Consider the following 17939-nt stretch of genomic DNA (forward strand, 5'->3'; position numbering starts at 1 on the left):
CTTATGGGCCGGCAGGACAGAGGGGGCGGCGACCTATCCCTTCGTCATCCTAGGGCGAAGCAAGGAGCGAAACGACGCAGCGCAGACCCTAGGATGACGAACGGCCGCGATCCTTCGCGACCCTCTCTGGCCTGCCGGCCGTCTCCCCCTCAAGGGTTGAGATCACGCGCTCGGTCGGCTGCCCTCAACCCGCCACAGCCCAGTCCAGCCGCATCGTCGCGCTCATCGTTTGCCCATCTTCAAGCACCGTCAGCCCTTCGCCGTGATGCGCATCGACCGGGTGCGAGACCGGCTCGAAGCAGAAGAAGTCGGCGTCGGATGACGGCGAATAGAGGATATAGACGCCGAGCTCCGGCGAGGCGGTGAGCGTGATCCTGATCCCCTCCTCGAGCTGCGTGATCGAGGCGCGACGATTCCAGCCGTCGAAGGCGTTGTTGACCCAGTCCCACGGCAGCGGGATGGAGCGCGAGAAATCCCAGGCCGGGCGCTCGCTCACCGGCACGACGCCGACCGGCAAATGGCACTCGTCCTCCAGCCAGACGCGCCTCGCCTTGGCCCCGAGCAGCGTTGTGTCGCCGCGCGGGAACCAGGGATGGAAACCGAGGCCGTAAGGCAGGCGCATGCCGGCGCGGTTCTCCACCGTCAGCCGCGCCTCCAGCGCGCCGTCCCGCAGCGCATAGGTCACGGTAGCCGCATAGCGGTAAGGACCGATCGCGCCCTCGTCGAGCACCAGCTCCGCCTCGGTGTCAGTGCGGCGGGCGAGCCGCCACGGTTTTTGGAAACCGTCGCCATGGATCGGAAAGGCTTCGCCCGGAATGTTCGGCGCGACGGCGTGGAAGCGGCCGTCGAAAGTGAAGCCGCCGCCGGAGATGCGGTTCGACCACGGCACCAGGAGTTGGCAGCCGGACGTGCCGGTGCCATCGCCCGGCTTCAGCAGCGGTACCGGCGCGCTGCCGATCACCAGTGCGTCATAGCGCGCGATCGCCGCGCCCTTCTCAGGCGCCAGGACCAGCCTCGCCTGCCCGTCGTTCAGCTCGACCGCGCCGGCCATATCCTCACCAGCCGCCATCGATGGCGATGTTCTGGCCGCTGATCATGTCGGAGGCGGGTGAGACGAGGAACAGCACGAGCTCGGCGATGTTCTCAGGCTCGATGCGCGTCTTGAGGCTTTGGTTCTCGAGGATCCAGTCATTGTACTGCTTCAACCGGTCGCCGAAGACGCGCGCCTCCGCCTCCGAGACCACCGCGCCGGGCGACACGGCGTTGACGCGGATGCCATGCAGCCCGAGCTCGCGCGCCAGCGATTTGGTGAGACCGAGCATGGCGCCCTTCGAGGCGACATAGGGTACGTAGCCGTCCCAGCGGCCGTTGAGCGTGATCGAGCAGAAGTTGACGATCTTGCCGTAGCCCTTCGCCTTCATGCCCGGCGCGCAGGCCCGCGCCAGCGCAAAGGCGGCCGAGGAATTGACGCGGATCTGATCCTCATATTCGGCCAGCGAGAACTGCTCGAACGGCCGGTTGATGATCAGCGCCGCGTTGTTGATCAGGATATCGATCCCACCTTCCTTCGCCGCCAGCGCGGCAACAGCCGCTTCCGCCTCGGCCAGCCGGTTGAGATCGCAGCCGACGAAGGCCATATCGCCCCTGGCCTGTCCGGCAAGTCCCGCCACCGTCTGCTCGCCCTCACTAATGTCGGGGCGGTCGAGCACCAGCACGCGCGCGCCGGCCCGCGCCAGCGTCACCGCCTGGGCCCGGCCAAGCGAGCCGAGGCCGCCCGTCAGCAACACTTTACGACCAGCGAGCGCCTTCATTGCCTAACCCCTCACAGGACAGAATGGACTTCGTCGATCGAAGTGTCGCCGATACGCTTGTCCAGCACGATCTCGCCGCGCGCCATCGCGACGATACGGTCGCAGCACTCGAAGACGTGGTGCATGTTGTGACTGATGAAGACGCCCGTCACTCCCTGTTCTTTCAGGCCGCGCACGAAGCCGATCACCTTGTTGGTCTCCTTGACCGAGAGGTGATTGGTCGGCTCGTCGAGGATCATCACCTTCGACTTGAAGTGCATGGCGCGCGCGATCGCGACGCCCTGGCGCTGGCCTCCGGAGAGCTCGCCGACGAGCGCATCGGGGGAGCGCAGATGCAGGTCGACATTGGCGATGGCGCGCACGCTTTCCTCGGCCATCTTCTTCTGGTCGAGGATGCCGACGCCGAGGATCGAGAACCGGGTCGGCTCACGGCCGATGAACAGGTTGCGGGCGATCGACATGGTGGGGACCATGGAATTGTACTGGTAGATGGTCTCAATGCCGAGATCCATCGCGTCGCGCGGGGTGGCGATGCGGACGTCCCTGCCCTCGACCTTGATCTCGCCCTGGTCGGCACGGTGGACGCCGGACAGGATGTTGATCAAGGTCGACTTGCCGGCGCCGTTGTCGCCGACCAGGCCGAGCGCTTCGCCACGCTTGAAGTCGAGCGTGACGCCTTTGAGGGCATGCACGCCGGAATACCATTTGTGCAGATTGCGCACCGAGATGATGGCGTCGCTCACGGCTCAGCCCTCCATCTTGATGGCCTTGGCGCGCTTGCGCATCCAGGCATTGGCGACGACGGCGAAGATGGTCAGGAAGCCGATGGCGAATTTGAACCAGTTGGCGTCGACATGGCTGAGCACAAGGCCGTTGTCGATGACGCGGATGAGCGTCGTGCCGATGATGCCGCCCATGACGGTGCCGATGCCGCCGGCGAGCGAGGCGCCGCCGATGACGGCGGATGCCACCGCCTGCAGCTCCATGCCCTCGCCGATCGAAGGCAGCGGCGACCCCAGCCGCAGCACCTGCAGCATGCCGGCGAAGCCCGAGAGCACCGAGCACAGCATGAAGCAGACGATCTTGACCCTGGCCGTCGGGATGCCCATCGCCGCGGCGGCCGGCAGGAAGCCGCCGGTAGCCTTGATCCAGTTGCCGAAATTGGTGCGCGACAGCATCAGCGAGGTCAGCACCGCGACCGCGACGAACCACAGAAACGACATGCGGAACATGTTGCCCGGCCCGACGAAGGAAGTGAACAGCCAAGTCGGCAGGTCGGCGGGCAGCAGCGGCGGGAAGCCGCCGGACACGACGACGGTGAGCGAGCGCGCCATGAAGAGCATGCCGAGCGTGGTGATGAAGCTCGGGATGGCGAAGCGGATGGTGACGTAACCGTTGATGAAGCCGATGGCCGCCGAGACGAGCAGCCCGGCGAGCAGCGCCAGCGGGAACGGCCAGCCCTGCACCATCAGCACCGCCATCGTCATCGGCATCAGCGCGAAGACCGAACCGACCGACAGGTCGAACTCGCCGCTGATCATCAGGATGGTAACGCCGATGGCGACGAGGCCGGCCTCCGGCAGGATGCCGAGGATGCCGCGCAGATTGTCCTGGTTCAGGAACACGCCGTGGGAGCGGACCTGGAACAGGACGATGAGCAGCACCAGGAGGATCAGCCCGGCCAGTTCCGGCTTCTCGAGATAGGTCTTGAACAGGCGCTTCAATGAAAGGCTCCGGTGCGGTGATTGTGAAAGGTACTGTGGCGCCGCGTTCCTTCACACCCCCCTCTGTCCTGCCGGACGGTCCGGCAGGACAGAGGGGGGTGATGTCCCGCCAGCATTTCGGTGACGGGCGTCTCGGCCAATCTCAAAGGCATGCGACCTCAGCGCATGCCCTGCGCGGACAGCGCCATGATCGCATCGGCGTCCTTCTGGCGCACGATGCCCTGCCCCGTGTCGATGTCGGAAGGCGCAAGACCGAGCTTCTTGTTGAGATAGACTTCCATCACCGGCATGAAGCCCTGCATGTAGGGCTGCTGGTCGACCAGCGCCTGGACATAGCCCTTCTGCATCTGCTGCAGCACTTCCGGCACGAGATCGAAGCCGCCGAGCAGGACCTTGCCGGGCGCGACCCCGCGATCGGCCAGCACGCGCGCCACGCCGGCGCACCAGAAGCCGGTGTCGAAATAGGCGGTGGTGTCGGGATGCGCGTTGAGATAGGCGCCGACGCGGTCGGAAGTGATGGCGAGGTCGGTGCCGCTGTCGATACGCTCCCACGAAACGTCGCGGTCCTTATGAGCGGCCTTGTACTCCTCGAGGAACTGCATGACGCCGGCGCCGCGGGTTTCCGACCAGTTCTGGCCCGGCGCCGAAATGCCGACCAGCACCTTGATCGGACCATCCTTCGGAAAGTTCTCGGAAATCGCCTTGGCGAGCGAGTAGCCGGCTGGCTTGAAGCCCTGGCCGATGAAGGCCTGGCGCGCATTGCCCTTGGCGCCTTCGGTGTCGTCGACATTGACGGCGATCACCACCACGCCGGCGTCGCGGGCCTCCTTGATGACATCGTCGAAGGCATGGTCGTCGACGATGGAGGTGAGCAGCGCGTCGGGCTTGGCGGCAAGGGCCGCGCGCATGTTCGCGACCTGCTGCTCGATCGATCCCTCGGTCTGGGTGAAGACCATGTTGCAGTTGGCCTCGACCTTGGCGCAGCCATCATCGAAACCTTTCTTCACCGCCTGCCAGAATGTGTTGGAGGCCGACGAATGATGGGTGAAGACGATGTTGAGCCCGTCGGCTTTGGCGGCCGATTGCCCGCCGATAAGGGCGGCGCCGAGCAGAAGCATTGCTGTCAGTTTTCTCATGTTTGTTCCTCCCTATGGATCCTAGATGTGCGTCTTGGGCTAAATGTCCGTCTGGCTGCTGACGCGGCGGTGGACGGTGTAGGCCTTGCCAAGATCGGGACTGAGCGCCAGCCCGAGCCCAGGCCCCGGCGGCACGGTGATCATGCCGTCTTTCACCTCGGGCAGCGCCGTCACCAAGTCGCGGTACCAGGTGCGGTAGAAGGCGCGCACGCTTTCCTGGACGAGCGCGTTGGGCGCGTTGAGCGACAAATGGGTGGACGCTGCGAGCACGACCGGACCGGTGCAGTCGTGCGGCGCCACCGGCAGCCGCCAAGCCTCGGCCATCGAAGCGATCTTGCGCGCCTCCGACAGGCCGCCGCACCAGGAGATGTCGAGCATGACGATCCCCGCCGCTCCAGTCTCCAGAAGGTCGCGGAAAGCCCAGCGGCTGCCCAGCGTCTCGGAGGCCGAGATCGGGGCCGGACTGGCGGCGGCGTAACGCCTCAAATCGCCGAGGCTGTCCATGCGGATCGGGTCCTCGTGCCAATAGGTGGCGTAGGGCCTGAGCGCCTCGGCGATCCTCATCGCCGGCAAGAGCTGCCACATCGAATGGAACTCGACCATGATGTCGATCCTGTCGCCGACGGCTTTGCGAATCTTTTCAAAAGGCTCGAGCGCCGCCTTCAAGTCGGCTGCCGAGATGTCGTTGCCGCGCGTCTTCTCCGCCGCGTGGTCGAACGGCCAGATCTTCATGGCGGTGATGCCGTCGGCGAGCAATTCCTCGGCCAGCTCGCCGGCGCGGGTGAGGAAAGCGTTGAGATCGTCGTAATCGCGCCCGGCGCCGATGCCGTAATTGGCCGTCGTCTGGCCCTTGGCGTCCTTGATGTACTCGGTGCCGGCGCAGGTGTTGTAAGTGCGGATCGAGCGACGGCTGAAACCACCGAGCAGCTGCGCGACCGGCTGGCCGGTGGCCTTGCCGAAAATGTCCCACAGCGCGATGTCGAAGGCCGAGTTGCCGCGCACCTCGGCGCCGCTGGAGCGGAAGCCGAGATAGCCGACGAGATCGGCGGCCAAAAGATCGATCTCCAGCGGATCGCGGCCGATCACCCTGGGCGCCACATATTCGTGCAGATATTCCTCGACGGTGCGCGATAGATAGAACGTCTCGCCGAGACCGGTGATGCCCTCGTCGGTATGAACCTCGACCCAGAGCAGGTTGGGCCGTTCCTCGATGCGCACGGTCTCGATGGCGCGGATCTTCATCAGGCTAACCCCGCGTCGATCAGCGCCTTGACGCTCTTGTCGAAATGCTCGGCCATATGCTCGGCCGCAAGCCGCGGATCGCCCTTGAGGATGGCGTCGGCGATGTCCTCATGGCCCTTGATCATCTTGAGCTGGTCCTCGTCGGAGGAACGGGTTCGCCAGCCAATGACCCAGGTGCGCCGCGTCACGCCGCTGAAGGCGGTGACGATCAGCGAAAAGACCGGATTGTGCGAGGCCGCCGCGATCGCCTCGTGGAAGGCGATGTCATGCTCCATGACGGTCTCGGGGCTCTTGCAACTCTCGCGCATCAGCCGGGCCGACTGGGCGATCGCCGCGGCTTCCGCGTTGGTGCGGCGCAGCGCGGCCAGCGCCACGGTGCGCATCTCGATGGTGCGCCTGACGTCATAGACCTGCTGCACGCTGATCTGCTGGGTGGTGATGCCATGCTCGATCACCATCGACATGGCGCCGGTGTCGAGCTTGGCGACGGTGGCGCGGCGCCCGGCGCTCATGTCGATCAGCCGCATCGCCGACAGCGAGCGGAAGGCCTCTCGCACGACCGTTCGGGAAACGTTGAGCTGGCGCGTCATGGCCGCCTCGCTGGGCAGCGGATCGCCGGGCGCCAGGCCTTCCGAGCGGATGTGCTGGGTTATCGCCTGAATCGCCGTGCTGACCAGGCCAGGACTCGGTTCATCCCGTGGGTCCGTCTGCTCTTGCATCCGTTTCCTCAACACCTGTATGACAGGTTGATGTTGAATTGCTCATATTTCGGCTTAAAGATATATGTCAAGCTGATTTTCTGACACCCTGCCCCGAGGCGCCCCATGCACGAGAAGCAAGCCGGCCTGATCTTCGATGCGCGCGACGTGGTCGGCGAAAGCCTGGTGTGGGACGAGCGCCGCGAAAGGCTGGTTTGGGTCGACATCATCGGCCGCAGGATCCATCGGCTGGATCCGCTGAGCGGCGCGCATGAAAGCTGGCAGACGCCCGATCTCGTGACCTCGGTCGGCCTGCGCAACGACGGCGGCGCGATCGTCGGGTTGCGCAAGGAGATCGCGCTATGGGACTTCGATGGGCCGTTCCGGACGCTCGCGACGATCGAGGACGACAGGCCGGGAACGCGGCTCAACGAGGGCGTGGTGGCGCCGGACGGTTCGTTCTGGGTTGGAACGATGGCCAACAACATCGGCCCGGACGACGCGCCGGTGCCCATCGCCAGCGATGAAGGTCGGCTCTACCGGGTCGGCCGGGAGGGCAAAGCGACGCCGCTCAGCGAAGACCGGTTCGGCATCACCAACACGATGGTGTGGCTGCCCGACGGACGCTTCGTCACCGCCGACACGACGAAGAACGCGCTCTACAGCTATGACTGGGACAAGAAGGCGGGACGGCTCGGCCGGGCGCTCCCCTTCTTCACCGGCTTCGAGCGCGGCCTGCCGGACGGCTCCTGCCTTGACGCAGAGGGCTATATCTGGAACTGCCGGGTGGTTGGCGGAAGCTGCCTCGCCCGCATCGCGCCCGACGGCAGGCTGGACCGGATCGCCGAATTGCCCTGCAGCTGGCCGACGAGCTGCGCCTTCGGCGGCCCCGGCCTCGACACGCTGTTCGTCACCTCGGCGCGCTTCACCATGAGCGCCGAGCATCTCGACGCCAACCCCTTCGAAGGCGGCCTGTTCGCGCTCAGGCCCGGCGTGCGCGGCGTGCAAGGCAACCGGTTCGGATAATCTCCCCATCGAGAGATCGGCAGCAGCGATCAAAAAACTTCACCATCGATGTCGGACTGGCCAATCACCGTTCGTCATAGGAGCATAGACCGGCAATCAACAGGAGAAACGAAATGCCCAGCACTGTCCGCCTGCACCGCGTGCTTTCCACCAAACCTGAAAAAGTCTATCGCGCTTTCATCGAGGCGGACGCGCTGGCGAAATGGCTGCCGCCGAACGGCTTCACCTGCACGGTGCATCACTTGGATGCAAAGGCCGGCGGCAACTTCAAAATGTCGTTCCGCAACTTCACCACGGGCGAAAGCCATGCTTTCGGCGGCGACTATGTCGAGCTCGTTCCGGGTGAGCTCGTGCGCTACACCGACAAGTTCGACGATCCTAACCTGCCCGGCGAGATGCAGGTGACGGTGACGTTGAAGAAAGTCTCGGTCGGCACGGAGATGGAGATCACCCAGGCCGGCATTCCGGACGCCATCCCCGCCGAGGCCTGCTATCTCGGCTGGCAGGAGTCGCTCAAGAACCTGGCAAGGCTCGTCGAGCCCGAGATCAGTCAGTAAAGATCGATCGCAGGGTCTATGCAGCCGGCCGCGACGGAGCGGCCGGCACGCGGCCCGATTTCCAATCCGCGACGTTACGCGTTTCCCCCGCTTGCCAGAATGGCTGCGCTGGGCTGGATTGAGCAAAGCCGAGCTCGAATGCCGAACGGACAGGCAGAAGGGGGGCGCGATGGAGCCGATTCCAGCCGGATCGTCACCGGCTGACGACAAGGTCGAGCATTACGAGCTCGGCCTCTGCCTGTCGGGCGGCGGCTATCGCGCCATGCTGTTCCATGCCGGCGTGCTCTGCCGGCTGAACGAGGCCGGCCTGCTTCAGAAAATCGACATGGTCAGTTCGGTCTCGGGCGGCTCGATCGCCGCCGGGCTGCTTGCGGTTCTCTGGCCGCGCCTCAGCTTTGCCGACGGCGTTGCCACGAATTTCCGCGAGCTTTACGTCGAAAAAATCCTCGCTTTCTCGCAGGTCTTCCTTGACGCGCCGTCGATCCTCAAGGGCGTGTTCAACCCGTTTTCGAGCGCGGCGCGCGAAGTCGCCACCTGCTACGAGCGCCATCTGTTCGACGGCAAGGTGCCGACGCTGAAGAGCCTGACCCGGCGTCCGTGGTTCGTGTTCTGCTCGAGCAATCTCAGCACCGGCTCGCTGTTTCGCATGTCCAACCGCTACATTGCCGATTACCGGATCGGCATGGCCAAGCATGCGGACCTGCCGGTCGCGACCGCGGTCGCGGCGTCGTCTGCCTTCCCGCCGTTTCTGTCGCCGCTCAGGCTCGACCTCACTCAGTTCGCGTGGGAGAACGACAAGCTCGACGCGAGCGTCGGCCCGCCGGTCCCGGCCGGCCGCGCCGTGCTCACCGATGGCGGCGTCTATGACAATCACGGCATCGAGCCGGCGCTGAAGCGCTGCCGCTGGCTGTTGGTCAGCGACGCCGGCGCGCCCTGGCGAGCGTCCGGCTCCGGCTACTGGAACTGGTTCTCGCAGTTGAAGCGCGTGCTCGACACCACCGACAACCAGGTGCGCTCGCTCCGGCGGCGCGACCTCATCGCCCGCTTCCAGGCGGCGAAGGATGCCGACGACCAGGGCCTGCCCAATGACGCGACCCGGCCCGACTATGCCGCCACCCGCGGCGTCTACTGGTCGATCGCCAGCAAGCCTGACGCCGCCGAGCCGAGCTTCGTGCAAAGCGCGGCAATCGCGCCTGCCGATATCGGCACGTCGCTTCATTTCCTGGGAAGCGAGGAGACGATCGATCTCGTCAATTGGGGCTATTGCGCCAGCGACCAGGCGCTGCGGAGCTGGTACCGGCCGGCGGTGCCGGCTGGAAAGGGCGTGCCACTGAAGGCGGGCGACGTGAAGCCCGGACGCTGTGCGGTGGTGTCGAAGGCGCTGATGAGCGGTTTCAAGGTGTGAGCATGGCGTTCGGACTCCGCGTCCGCTTTCGCCAATCGGCATCGTGGCGCAATCCAAACCGGTTCGTGCCCTGCACCGCCGCGTGCTAACAGAGGCGCTTTCAACAAGGATGGACAGCGACATGGCAGGAGAAAAAGTAGCTCTGGTGACGGCGGGGGGCAGCGGCATGGGCGCGGCGGCGGCGAAGCGGCTGGCCGCCGACGGCTTCAAGGTCGGCGTGCTCTCCTCCTCCGGTAAGGGCGAAGCGCTGGGCAACGAACTCGGCGGTTTCGGCGTCACCGGCTCCAACCAGTCGAACGAGGATCTGAAGCGGCTGACCGACGGCGCGCTGGAACGCTGGGGCCGCATCGACGTGCTGGTCAACAGCGCCGGCCACGGGCCGCGCGCGCAGATCATCGAGATCAGCGACGAAGACTGGCACAAGGGCATCGACACCTATTTCCTCAACGTCGTGCGACCGACCCGGCTGGTGACGCCGGTGATGCAGAAGCAGAAGGCGGGCGTCATCATCAACATCTCGACCGCCTGGGCGTTCGAGCCGAGCGTCGCCTTCCCGACCTCGGCGGTGGCGCGCGCCGGGCTCGCCGCCTTCACCAAGATCTTTGCCGACACCTATGCGGCCGATAACATCCGCATCAACAACGTGCTGCCGGGCTGGATCGACAGCCTGCCCGGCGTAGAGGAACGCCGCCAGAGCGTGCCGATGAAGCGCTACGGCACATCCGAAGAAGTGGCGGCAACGATCTCCTTCCTCGCTTCCGACGGCGCGGCCTATATCACCGGCGAGAACATCCGCGTCGATGGTGGATTGATGCGGGGGTACTGAGGCTCGTTTCGGCAGGCACAGCTGTCGCTCGCCGGTACGCGGCTGCGGCTGACCGCTGGACAATGGCCGCCGCCTGCCGCACCCTTAAGACTGCAAGGGAGACACAAATGAGCGCTTCACTCAGGCTGGGCATTGTCGGCGGCGCCGGCTGGCTGGGCGGCGCCATCGCGGGTGCCGCGCTTTCGGCCGGCGTGGTGCGGGCGGAGAGCCTCACCCTCTCCTATCGGAGCACCAAACCGGATCGCTTTCCAGGCGTCTTCTGGACCGGCGACAACCAGGCGCTCGCCAACCGCTCGGACGTCATCATGCTTTCCGTGCAGCCGCAGGACTGGCCGTCGCTCGAGCTGGATGCCAAGGGCAAGCTGGTGATTTCGGTTATGGCCGGCATCCGATTGGCCGAGATCGGCGAGAAGCACGGCACCGGCCGCGTGGTGCGCACGCTGCCCAACGCGGCTGCCGAGGTCGGCAAATCGTACACGCCGTGGATCGCGAGCGGCGACGCCACCGAATTGGACCGCGCGACCGTGCGCGCGATCTTCGGAGCCTGCGGCGTTGAGGATGAGGTCGGCAGCGAGCGCGACATCGACTATCTCACCGGGCTGACGGGCTCGGGGCCCGCCTTCCCTGCCCTGCTCGCCGAAGCGATGATGCGCGACGCCGAGGCCTTCGGCCTCAAGCCGGAGGTCGCGCGCCGCGCGGTCAACACCGTTCTCACCGGAACCGGCCGGCTGCTGGAGCTCAACGACGCTTCTCCGACCGATACGGTCGAGGCCTTTCTCGGCTATCGCGGCACGACAGCGGCCGCGATCGAGACGATGCGCGAAGCAGGCTTCGACCAGGCCGTTGCCAAGGGACTGGCGGCCGCGTTCCTGAAGTCGATCGCGATGGGCAAGGCGTGAGCCGACGACGCTGCCCTTTGAGCGCGGAAAGCATCAGGCGAGCATCCGCCGGATCGGCCCCGCCGCTCAGGAGAGTCGTGCCGCCTAGGCCCCTCCCGCGCGATGCTTAATTTTTGATAAAGAAATTAGTAATATTGTGTAAAACTGAGTGAGCCCTCGCGTACAGATTGTATTAGGGCGTTCTCACTCTCTTTTCTTGCGAATAATTGATCGCTGAACGGCAAATTTTCTCTGTACTATTACACAATTCCTTGGAACGATACCCGGAATTACCAGTTGACCCGCTAGCGATCGGTTGAGTTCGCATCGCCGATTCAAGCAAGCCGTGTATTGCGAGGAGGGTTGTCCGATGAGCAGCTTCGTCAATGCCGTAGGCGTTCCTCTCCCCTATAGCGGCTCGTCCAACCATTGGTACTCGGCGGCGGGGTCCGGACCGGACTTGTGGGGCACCTCCGGAAACGACACCTTCTATGGAGCTTCCGGCGTCAATGTCACCATGCACGGCAGCTACGGCGATGACATCTATTATCTCTATGCCGCGGGCAACAAGGTGGCCGAGGGCTATGGGGCAGGCATCGACACAATCAGCACATGGATGAGCTACACGCTTCCCGACAATGTCGAGAACCTGATCGTCACCAACGCCAAGAACTACGCTTTTGGAAACGACCTGGACAACATCATCACCGCCAAGGCCGGCCACCAGACGCTGGACGGCGGCAAGGGCAATGATGTGCTGATCGATGGCGGCGGCGGTTACGACACTTTCATCATCGCGAAAGGCAACGGAAGCGACCTGATCGCCAATTTTGCCGCGACTGACAGCGTCCGTCTCGATGGCTATGGGTTCACTTCCTTCGACGCCATCCACTCGAACATGATCCAGGCGGGACCGAACGTCATCTTGAACCTCGGATCCGGCGAGATCCTCATGTTCAAGGACACGACCATCGACAAGCTGCAGCCCAGCCAATTCCAGCTGCCGATCGACAAGTCCGACATGACGCTGTCTTTCAGCGACGACTTCAACGCGCTGAACCTCCACAACAGCCAAGGCGGCACGTGGGATACCAACTTCTGGTGGGGCGCGCCGAACGGCAGCACGCTCGCCACCAACAACGAGCTGCAATGGTATATCGACGCCAATTACGCGCCGACGAGCTCGGTCCACCCGTTCAGCGTGAACAACGGCGTGCTCACCATCACCGCGGCGCAAGCGCCGGCGGACATCAAGCCGCTGATCAACAATTACGAATACACGTCCGGCATCCTGACCACGCATGACAGCTTCTCGCAGACATACGGCTATTTCGAAATGCGCGCCGACCTGCCGGAAAACGCCGGCGCCTGGCCGGCCTTCTGGCTGCTGCCGGAAGACGGCTCGTGGCCGCCTGAGCTGGACGTCATCGAAAGATACGGCCAGACCCCGAACTCGCTTCTGATGACCGCGCATACGATGGAGACGGGTACGCACACCATGGTCGGGTCTACGGTGAATGCGATGGATACTGCCGGTTTCCACACCTATGGCCTGCTGTGGACGCCGGACAAGCTTGTCTGGACCTATGACGGCGTGCAGGTCGCGGAAGCGGCGACGCCCTCGGACATGGATAAGCCCATGTACATGCTGGTCAATCTTGCGATCGGCGGCCAGGCCGGCGCGCCGCCGGATCATCTTGCCACACCGGCTGAGATGAAGATCGACTACATCCGCGCCTATACGCTGGACGCTGTGGAGGCTAACCCCCTGGTCGCCACCAGCAGCACCACCACCGCAACGCACAGCACTGCCACGCACAGCTTCGGCAGCAGCACGCTGCATCACGGTTCCGAGTTTGGGGGCCACGCTTAAGATTTTCAGGCGATCGGTTCGATGTCCCGGGATCATGCAGCGGCGGCCGATATGACTGCACCGTCGAGCCTGCGGGCGGTGTTCCTGCGCGCCGTCGCCGATGTCGGCATCTTCTCGCTGCTGATCAACATCCTGCTTCTGGTGATCCCGCTTTATCTGCTGCAGGTCTATGACCGCGTGCTGCCCTCCTCCAGCGTCGAGACGCTGGTCTATCTGTCGGCGATTGCGGTTCTTGCGCTCGCTTTCCTCGGACTGCTGGACGCGATCCGCGCCGTCTACACGCAGCGCGTCGCGGCCGCCGTCGACAGGAAGCTCGGGGCAAGGACATTCGCCCTCTCGCTGGCGCCCAAATATGCCGGCGGCCTGTCGCCGCTGCGTGATCTCGCCTCGGTCTGCGCCTTCGTCCGGTCGCGCGGCGTGGCGGTGCTGTTCGACCTGCCCTTTGCGCCCGTCTTCCTCGCTTTGCTCTATCTGATCCATCCGGTGCTGTTCTGGGTGACAGTCGCCGGCGCGGTGCTTCTGCTCGTCCTTGTCGTCGCGAACCAGCTCGCCATTGGCCGGAACGATGCCATGTCCGCGGAACGCTCGGCGTTGGCGAGCCATGCGGAACAGGTCTTTGCCCGCAATGCCGAAACGCTGCGCGCCATGGGCATGGTCGAGAACGCCGCTCGGGTCTGGGGGCGGCATGTCGGGGCAGCGCTCACGCTTTACGACCGTTCCTCGAGCGCCAATGCGATCTTCAGCGGCGCCTCGCGGGCGCTGCGCATGATGCTGCAGCTGGCGATCCTCGGCGCCGGCGCGTGGCTGGTGCTCGAGGGGCAGATGACGGCGGGTATGATCTTCGCCTCCTCGCTGGTGTCGTCGCGCGCGCTGCAGCCGCTCGACCAGCTGATCGGCGCCTGGCGGCAGATCGTCGAGGCAAAGCTGGCCTGGAAGCGGCTGGAGACGGCGCTTGCTGCGCATCCGGCTGGGAAGCGGAAACTGGCGCTCCCCGATCCATTAGGCGCGATTTCGGTGCAGGACGTTTTCTTCATGGCGCCGAACGCGCAGCCCGGCACCGAACCTATCCTCAAGCGGCTGAATTTCCAGATCGGCGCGGGCGAAGCGGTGGCGATCGTCGGGCCGAGCGGCGCCGGCAAATCGACGCTGGCGCGGCTGCTTGTCGGTGCCGCGCAGCCGACCGGGGGCGCAGTGAGGATCGACGGCGCCGACCTCAGGACGTGGGACGAAAAACAGCTCGGGAGACAGATCGGCTACCTGGCGCAGGAGGTGGAGCTCTTTCCCGGCACGATCGGCGACAATGTCGCCCGCTTCGACGCGCAGGCAGAGGACGCCGCGATCGTCGAGGCCGCCAGGCGCGCCCAGGCGCATGAGTTGATCCTGGCGCAGCGCGACGGCTACCAGACGATGATCGGCCCTTCCGACAGGACGCTCTCGGGCGGCGAGCGGCAGCGGATCGGGCTGGCGCGCGCCTTCTACGGCAACCCGCGCATTCTCGTGCTCGACGAGCCCAGTTCCCATCTCGACGGCAGCGGCGAGGCGGCGCTCGAAGTGGTTCTGGTCGCCGCGCGGGCGGCCGGCGTCACGATCCTCGTGATCACACATCGGCCGTCCATCGCAACGGCCTGCGACCGCGTGATGGTTCTGCGCGGTGGTGTGATCGAGGCCTTCGGCCCGAGCGCCGAGGTGCTGCGGCGGTCCACTGTCGATAGAGGCGCCGGCAACGCCCCGGCCGCCCAGCAGGGCACGGTGGTGACCGGATCATTCGCGCCGATGATCCGCACGCACGGCATCCGCTTCGGATCCTAGACGATGGCGATCGAGAGCCTTGCCTGGGATGGACAGCCGCGCACCGACTTCCGGCGCGTGGCCTTCATAGGATATGCGGCAATCGCGCTCTTTGCGGGCGGCTTCGGCTATTGGGCGGTAAGCGCGCCGCTGTCCGGCGCGGTAATCACGCAGGGCACGATCTCGGCGACGGGCGGCAACATCCTCATCCAGCAGCCCGAGGGCGGCATCATCCAGCAGCTGCTGGTCCGCGAGGGCGACCGCGTGCAGCAGGGCCAGGACCTCATCCTGCTCGACCGGACGGCAGCGCAAGCCGAGCTCAACCGTCTGACCAGGCAGTCGATCGCGCTCAAGGCGAGCATGGCGCGGCTGGAGGCGGAGCGCGACGGGCTGGACAGGCTCGCGCCGATCACCGAGGCAGCGCCGGCGCCGTTCCAGCAGGATTTCCAAAACCTCATCCGCGAGCAGCAGAAGGAGTTCGACGCCAGGCTCGCCCGGTTCCGGTCGGAGCAATCGATCATGGCGCAGCGGGTCGCCATGCATCGCGAGTCGGTCGTGGGCTTGAACGCCCAGAAGCTCGCCATCCAGCAGCAGGCCGATGTCGTGAAGAAGGAGCTCGGCATCAAGACAGGCCTGCTCGACAAGGGCCTCACCAACCGTACCGAATATTCGCAGTTGCTGCGCTCGGAAGCCGATCTGGTCGGCCAGGCCGGCGCGCTGGAGGCCAATCTTGCCGGGGCCAACAGCCAGATCGTCGAGGCGCAGGTGCAGGTCGAGCGGCTGACCACGCAGCGCGTGGAGGAAGCGCTGACCAAGCTCGACGAGGTGCGCACCAACCTCGGCGACATCGAGGAGCAGATCAGGGCAGCCGAAGCGGTGCTTCAGCGCACGACGATCAAGGCGCCGGCGGCAGGCATCGTGGTGTCCTCCACCTATAATTCAAAAGGCAGCGTGATCGCGCCCGGCGAAAAGATCATGGAGATCCTGCCCACCGCATCGGGCCTCAACGTCGATGCCAAGCTGCGGCCGAAAGACGTCGATCAGGTGCGCGTCGGCCAGCCGGCGAAGCTCAGGCTGTCAGCGCTCAACACGCGGCTGACACCAGAGGTATCGGCGACCGTGACGCAGATCTCGGCCGACCGGCTGATCGACCAGGCTACCCACGAACCCTATTTCCGCGCCAAGCTGAAGATCGCCGACGCGCTCCCGCCCGGCGTCAAGCCGGAGCAACTCTATCCGGGAACGCCGGTCGAAGCCTTCATCAACACCGGCGACCGTACCTTCTTTGAGTATCTGGCGCGGCCGATGACGGATTCGTTCGCCCGCGCGTTTGCGGAGAGGTGAGCGGGCGCTCCGCCCGACGCGACGGCGCCGTCGGGAGTTGCGTGCCTACGCAGGAACATAAGTCAACCTGATCGCTTCCTCCCCGATCAAATCACTGGCCACGAGGCGGAGCGGCGGCCGGGGGCCGGCGAAGAATGGCTTTCCGTGACCAAGCACGACGGGATGGATGTAGAGACGATACTCATCGATAAGCCCGAGGTCGGTCAGGCTTCGCGCCAGGTCCGGTCCGGAAACCGCGATCTCCCCAGCGAGCCGAGCCTTCAGGTCACGTATCATCTCCGCCAGGCCGCCTTCGACAAGCGTGGCGTTGGGGCCAACGGACTGCAACGTGCTCGACACGACCCACTTCGGCTGGCTACGCCACGCCGTCGCGAATTCGCGGAGCTCAGGGGTCCACTCGGAACGGTCCTCGTCCCAGTAGCGCATGACCTCGTACATGCGACGGCCGTACACGCTGCCCGTCAGGCCGCGCACTTGCTCTATCCAGTGACGAAAGAGCGCGGGATCGGGCGCAAATGCCTCGTGGTCGACATAGCCGTCCAGTGACTGATTCATTCCGAAGACGAGCTTCGCCATGCCTAATTCCATCCCAGCATTCTTTCAGGATACCAGTGAATCGCGCCGCTGCGTGATCTGTGACGGCCTCGTCACGCTCCTGGCCAGCACGACGGTTTCAAACGGCGATCTGAAGCGCCCCGTAGCGCTTGACTTCGGCTTCGATCTCCCTGACCAAAGTCTCCAGCGCGGGATTTCGGGAGTTGCGCGCGCGCCTGATGACATAGGCCAGGTCCGGCGGTTTGGGGAAGTGTTTGTCGACGATCTCCATGCCGGGTTGCAGGTGCCGCTGGCTCAAGAGCGCGACGCCGAGCCCGGAGGTCACGCCGGCGATGATACCGGCTGCGCTGGAGCATTCGAACACGGTCTCGAACACCGTTCCCTCGTCCTGCCCAAGATCGAGACCCCAGCGCCGATAGAAGCAGTTCTCGTCGAAGGACAGGAACGGGATCGGCTTTTCCTTCGACAGGACCAGATCCGGCGACTTCACCCAGTGCAGCGTCTCGCGGTAGAGGACGATGTCGGCAGGGCGAACCTCGTGCTGGAACAGCTGGACGATCGCGGCGTCAAGGGCCCCCTGGCTGAGCTGCTCCCGCAAGACGAGGCTCATGCGCACTTGCGTACGGACGCTCACCTCGGGATGAAGCCTGCGGAACCGGCCAAGAATGCGCGAGAGATCCGTGCAGGTCGTATCCTCGGTCATTCCCAGCGCGATCTTGCCTTGCAGCGTGCTTTTCGAGAGGCTCAGTACCGCCTCGTCATGAATTCCCAGGATGCGCCGCGCATAACCCAGGAGATCGTGCCCGGCCGTGGTGAACAGCGGCGCGTTTGGCTTCCGGCTGAGGATTTCGCAGTCGAGGCTCGCTTCCAGCCGCCTCATCTTGTGGCTGACGGCCGATTGCGACAACCCCAGAATCTCGGCCGCACGAGTGACACCGCCGTGTTTCTCGATCGCGACCAGCGCCCGCAGGGCATCGACATCCAGGCGGCGACTCATAATTCCAGCCATGACAATCCTCGCTTGCAATGAAAGCACCGCGCCAAAGCTCTGACACAGAGCGGGTTTTCGGGCAAAT

General features: G+C 65.0%; 17 protein-coding genes. 8 read left to right on the forward strand and 9 right to left on the reverse strand.

The annotated features are described in order from the left end of the window. Positions 1-184: 184 nt before the first annotated feature. The 7 genes from A9K66_RS07440 to A9K66_RS07470 all read right to left on the reverse strand — a co-directional run bounded on the left by A9K66_RS07440 (position 185) and on the right by A9K66_RS07470 (position 6632). Entirely contained in the window at positions 185-1069 is an 885-nt protein-coding gene (locus A9K66_RS07440; RefSeq protein WP_245307424.1) for an aldose 1-epimerase, read from the reverse strand. Further along, entirely contained in the window at positions 1056-1811 is a 756-nt protein-coding gene (locus tag A9K66_RS07445; protein ID WP_067321710.1) for an SDR family oxidoreductase, read from the reverse strand. Before A9K66_RS07445 ends, A9K66_RS07440 begins: the two co-directional genes overlap by 14 nt. Positions 1812-1822: 11 nt before the next feature. After that, complete coding sequence (locus tag A9K66_RS07450) at positions 1823-2554, reverse strand: ATP-binding cassette domain-containing protein (RefSeq protein WP_067321713.1); 732 nt, start codon at positions 2552-2554, stop codon at positions 1823-1825. 3 nt (positions 2555-2557) lie between these two features. Further along, positions 2558-3535, reverse strand: coding sequence for an ABC transporter permease (locus tag A9K66_RS07455; protein ID WP_066993166.1), 978 nt, complete (start codon positions 3533-3535; stop codon positions 2558-2560). A 158-nt stretch (positions 3536-3693) separates the two neighbouring features. After that, the gene (locus tag A9K66_RS07460; RefSeq protein ID WP_066993164.1) at positions 3694-4671 is read right to left on the reverse strand and encodes a sugar ABC transporter substrate-binding protein; all 978 of its coding nucleotides are present in this window, start codon (positions 4669-4671) and stop codon (positions 3694-3696) included. A 39-nt stretch (positions 4672-4710) separates the two neighbouring features. Beyond that, the gene (locus A9K66_RS07465) at positions 4711-5913 is read right to left on the reverse strand and encodes a mandelate racemase/muconate lactonizing enzyme family protein (RefSeq protein WP_067321716.1); all 1203 of its coding nucleotides are present in this window, start codon (positions 5911-5913) and stop codon (positions 4711-4713) included. Continuing rightward, positions 5913-6632, reverse strand: a complete 720-nt coding sequence (locus A9K66_RS07470) for a FadR/GntR family transcriptional regulator (RefSeq protein ID WP_067321719.1) — start codon at positions 6630-6632, stop codon at positions 5913-5915. The genes A9K66_RS07465 and A9K66_RS07470 overlap by 1 nt, the downstream gene beginning before the upstream one ends. A gap of 105 nt (positions 6633-6737) precedes the next feature. Between A9K66_RS07470 and A9K66_RS07475 the strand changes: the two genes are divergently transcribed. From A9K66_RS07475 to A9K66_RS07510, 8 genes are all read left to right on the forward strand, one after another. Further along, on the forward strand, positions 6738-7637 hold the full coding sequence (locus A9K66_RS07475; protein WP_067321722.1) for an SMP-30/gluconolactonase/LRE family protein: 900 nt from the start codon (positions 6738-6740) through the stop codon (positions 7635-7637). Between the two features lie 113 nt (positions 7638-7750). Next, positions 7751-8194: an SRPBCC family protein gene (locus A9K66_RS07480; RefSeq protein WP_067321724.1), complete on the forward strand. Its 444-nt coding sequence runs from the start codon at positions 7751-7753 to the stop codon at positions 8192-8194. Positions 8195-8363: 169 nt separating this feature from the next. Beyond that, positions 8364-9599: a patatin-like phospholipase family protein gene (locus A9K66_RS07485; RefSeq protein ID WP_067321727.1), complete on the forward strand. Its 1236-nt coding sequence runs from the start codon at positions 8364-8366 to the stop codon at positions 9597-9599. A 121-nt stretch (positions 9600-9720) separates the two neighbouring features. Next, positions 9721-10425 (forward strand): SDR family oxidoreductase, encoded by a 705-nt coding sequence (locus A9K66_RS07490; protein ID WP_067322013.1) that lies wholly within the window; start codon positions 9721-9723, stop codon positions 10423-10425. A gap of 107 nt (positions 10426-10532) precedes the next feature. Next, on the forward strand, positions 10533-11324 hold the full coding sequence (locus tag A9K66_RS07495; RefSeq protein ID WP_067321730.1) for a pyrroline-5-carboxylate reductase dimerization domain-containing protein: 792 nt from the start codon (positions 10533-10535) through the stop codon (positions 11322-11324). A 349-nt stretch (positions 11325-11673) separates the two neighbouring features. Beyond that, positions 11674-13176: a family 16 glycosylhydrolase gene (locus tag A9K66_RS07500; RefSeq protein ID WP_067321733.1), complete on the forward strand. Its 1503-nt coding sequence runs from the start codon at positions 11674-11676 to the stop codon at positions 13174-13176. A gap of 51 nt (positions 13177-13227) precedes the next feature. Beyond that, positions 13228-14985: a type I secretion system permease/ATPase gene (locus tag A9K66_RS07505; RefSeq protein WP_067322016.1), complete on the forward strand. Its 1758-nt coding sequence runs from the start codon at positions 13228-13230 to the stop codon at positions 14983-14985. 3 nt (positions 14986-14988) lie between these two features. Next, a complete protein-coding gene (locus A9K66_RS07510; protein WP_067321736.1) occupies positions 14989-16308 on the forward strand; it encodes an HlyD family type I secretion periplasmic adaptor subunit in 1320 nt (439 codons plus the stop codon). A gap of 45 nt (positions 16309-16353) precedes the next feature. Here A9K66_RS07510 and A9K66_RS07515 read toward each other — a convergent pair whose 3' ends face one another. Together A9K66_RS07515 and A9K66_RS07520 are read right to left on the reverse strand one after the other, a co-directional pair. Then, positions 16354-16884, reverse strand: a complete 531-nt coding sequence (locus A9K66_RS07515; RefSeq protein ID WP_067322019.1) for a dihydrofolate reductase family protein — start codon at positions 16882-16884, stop codon at positions 16354-16356. Between the two features lie 97 nt (positions 16885-16981). After that, positions 16982-17872 (reverse strand): LysR family transcriptional regulator, encoded by an 891-nt coding sequence (locus A9K66_RS07520; protein ID WP_067321738.1) that lies wholly within the window; start codon positions 17870-17872, stop codon positions 16982-16984. Positions 17873-17939: the final 67 nt, after the last annotated feature.

Source organism: Mesorhizobium sp. AA23 (genome assembly GCF_001672435.1).
Taxonomy (GTDB): Bacteria; Pseudomonadota; Alphaproteobacteria; order Rhizobiales; family Rhizobiaceae; genus Mesorhizobium.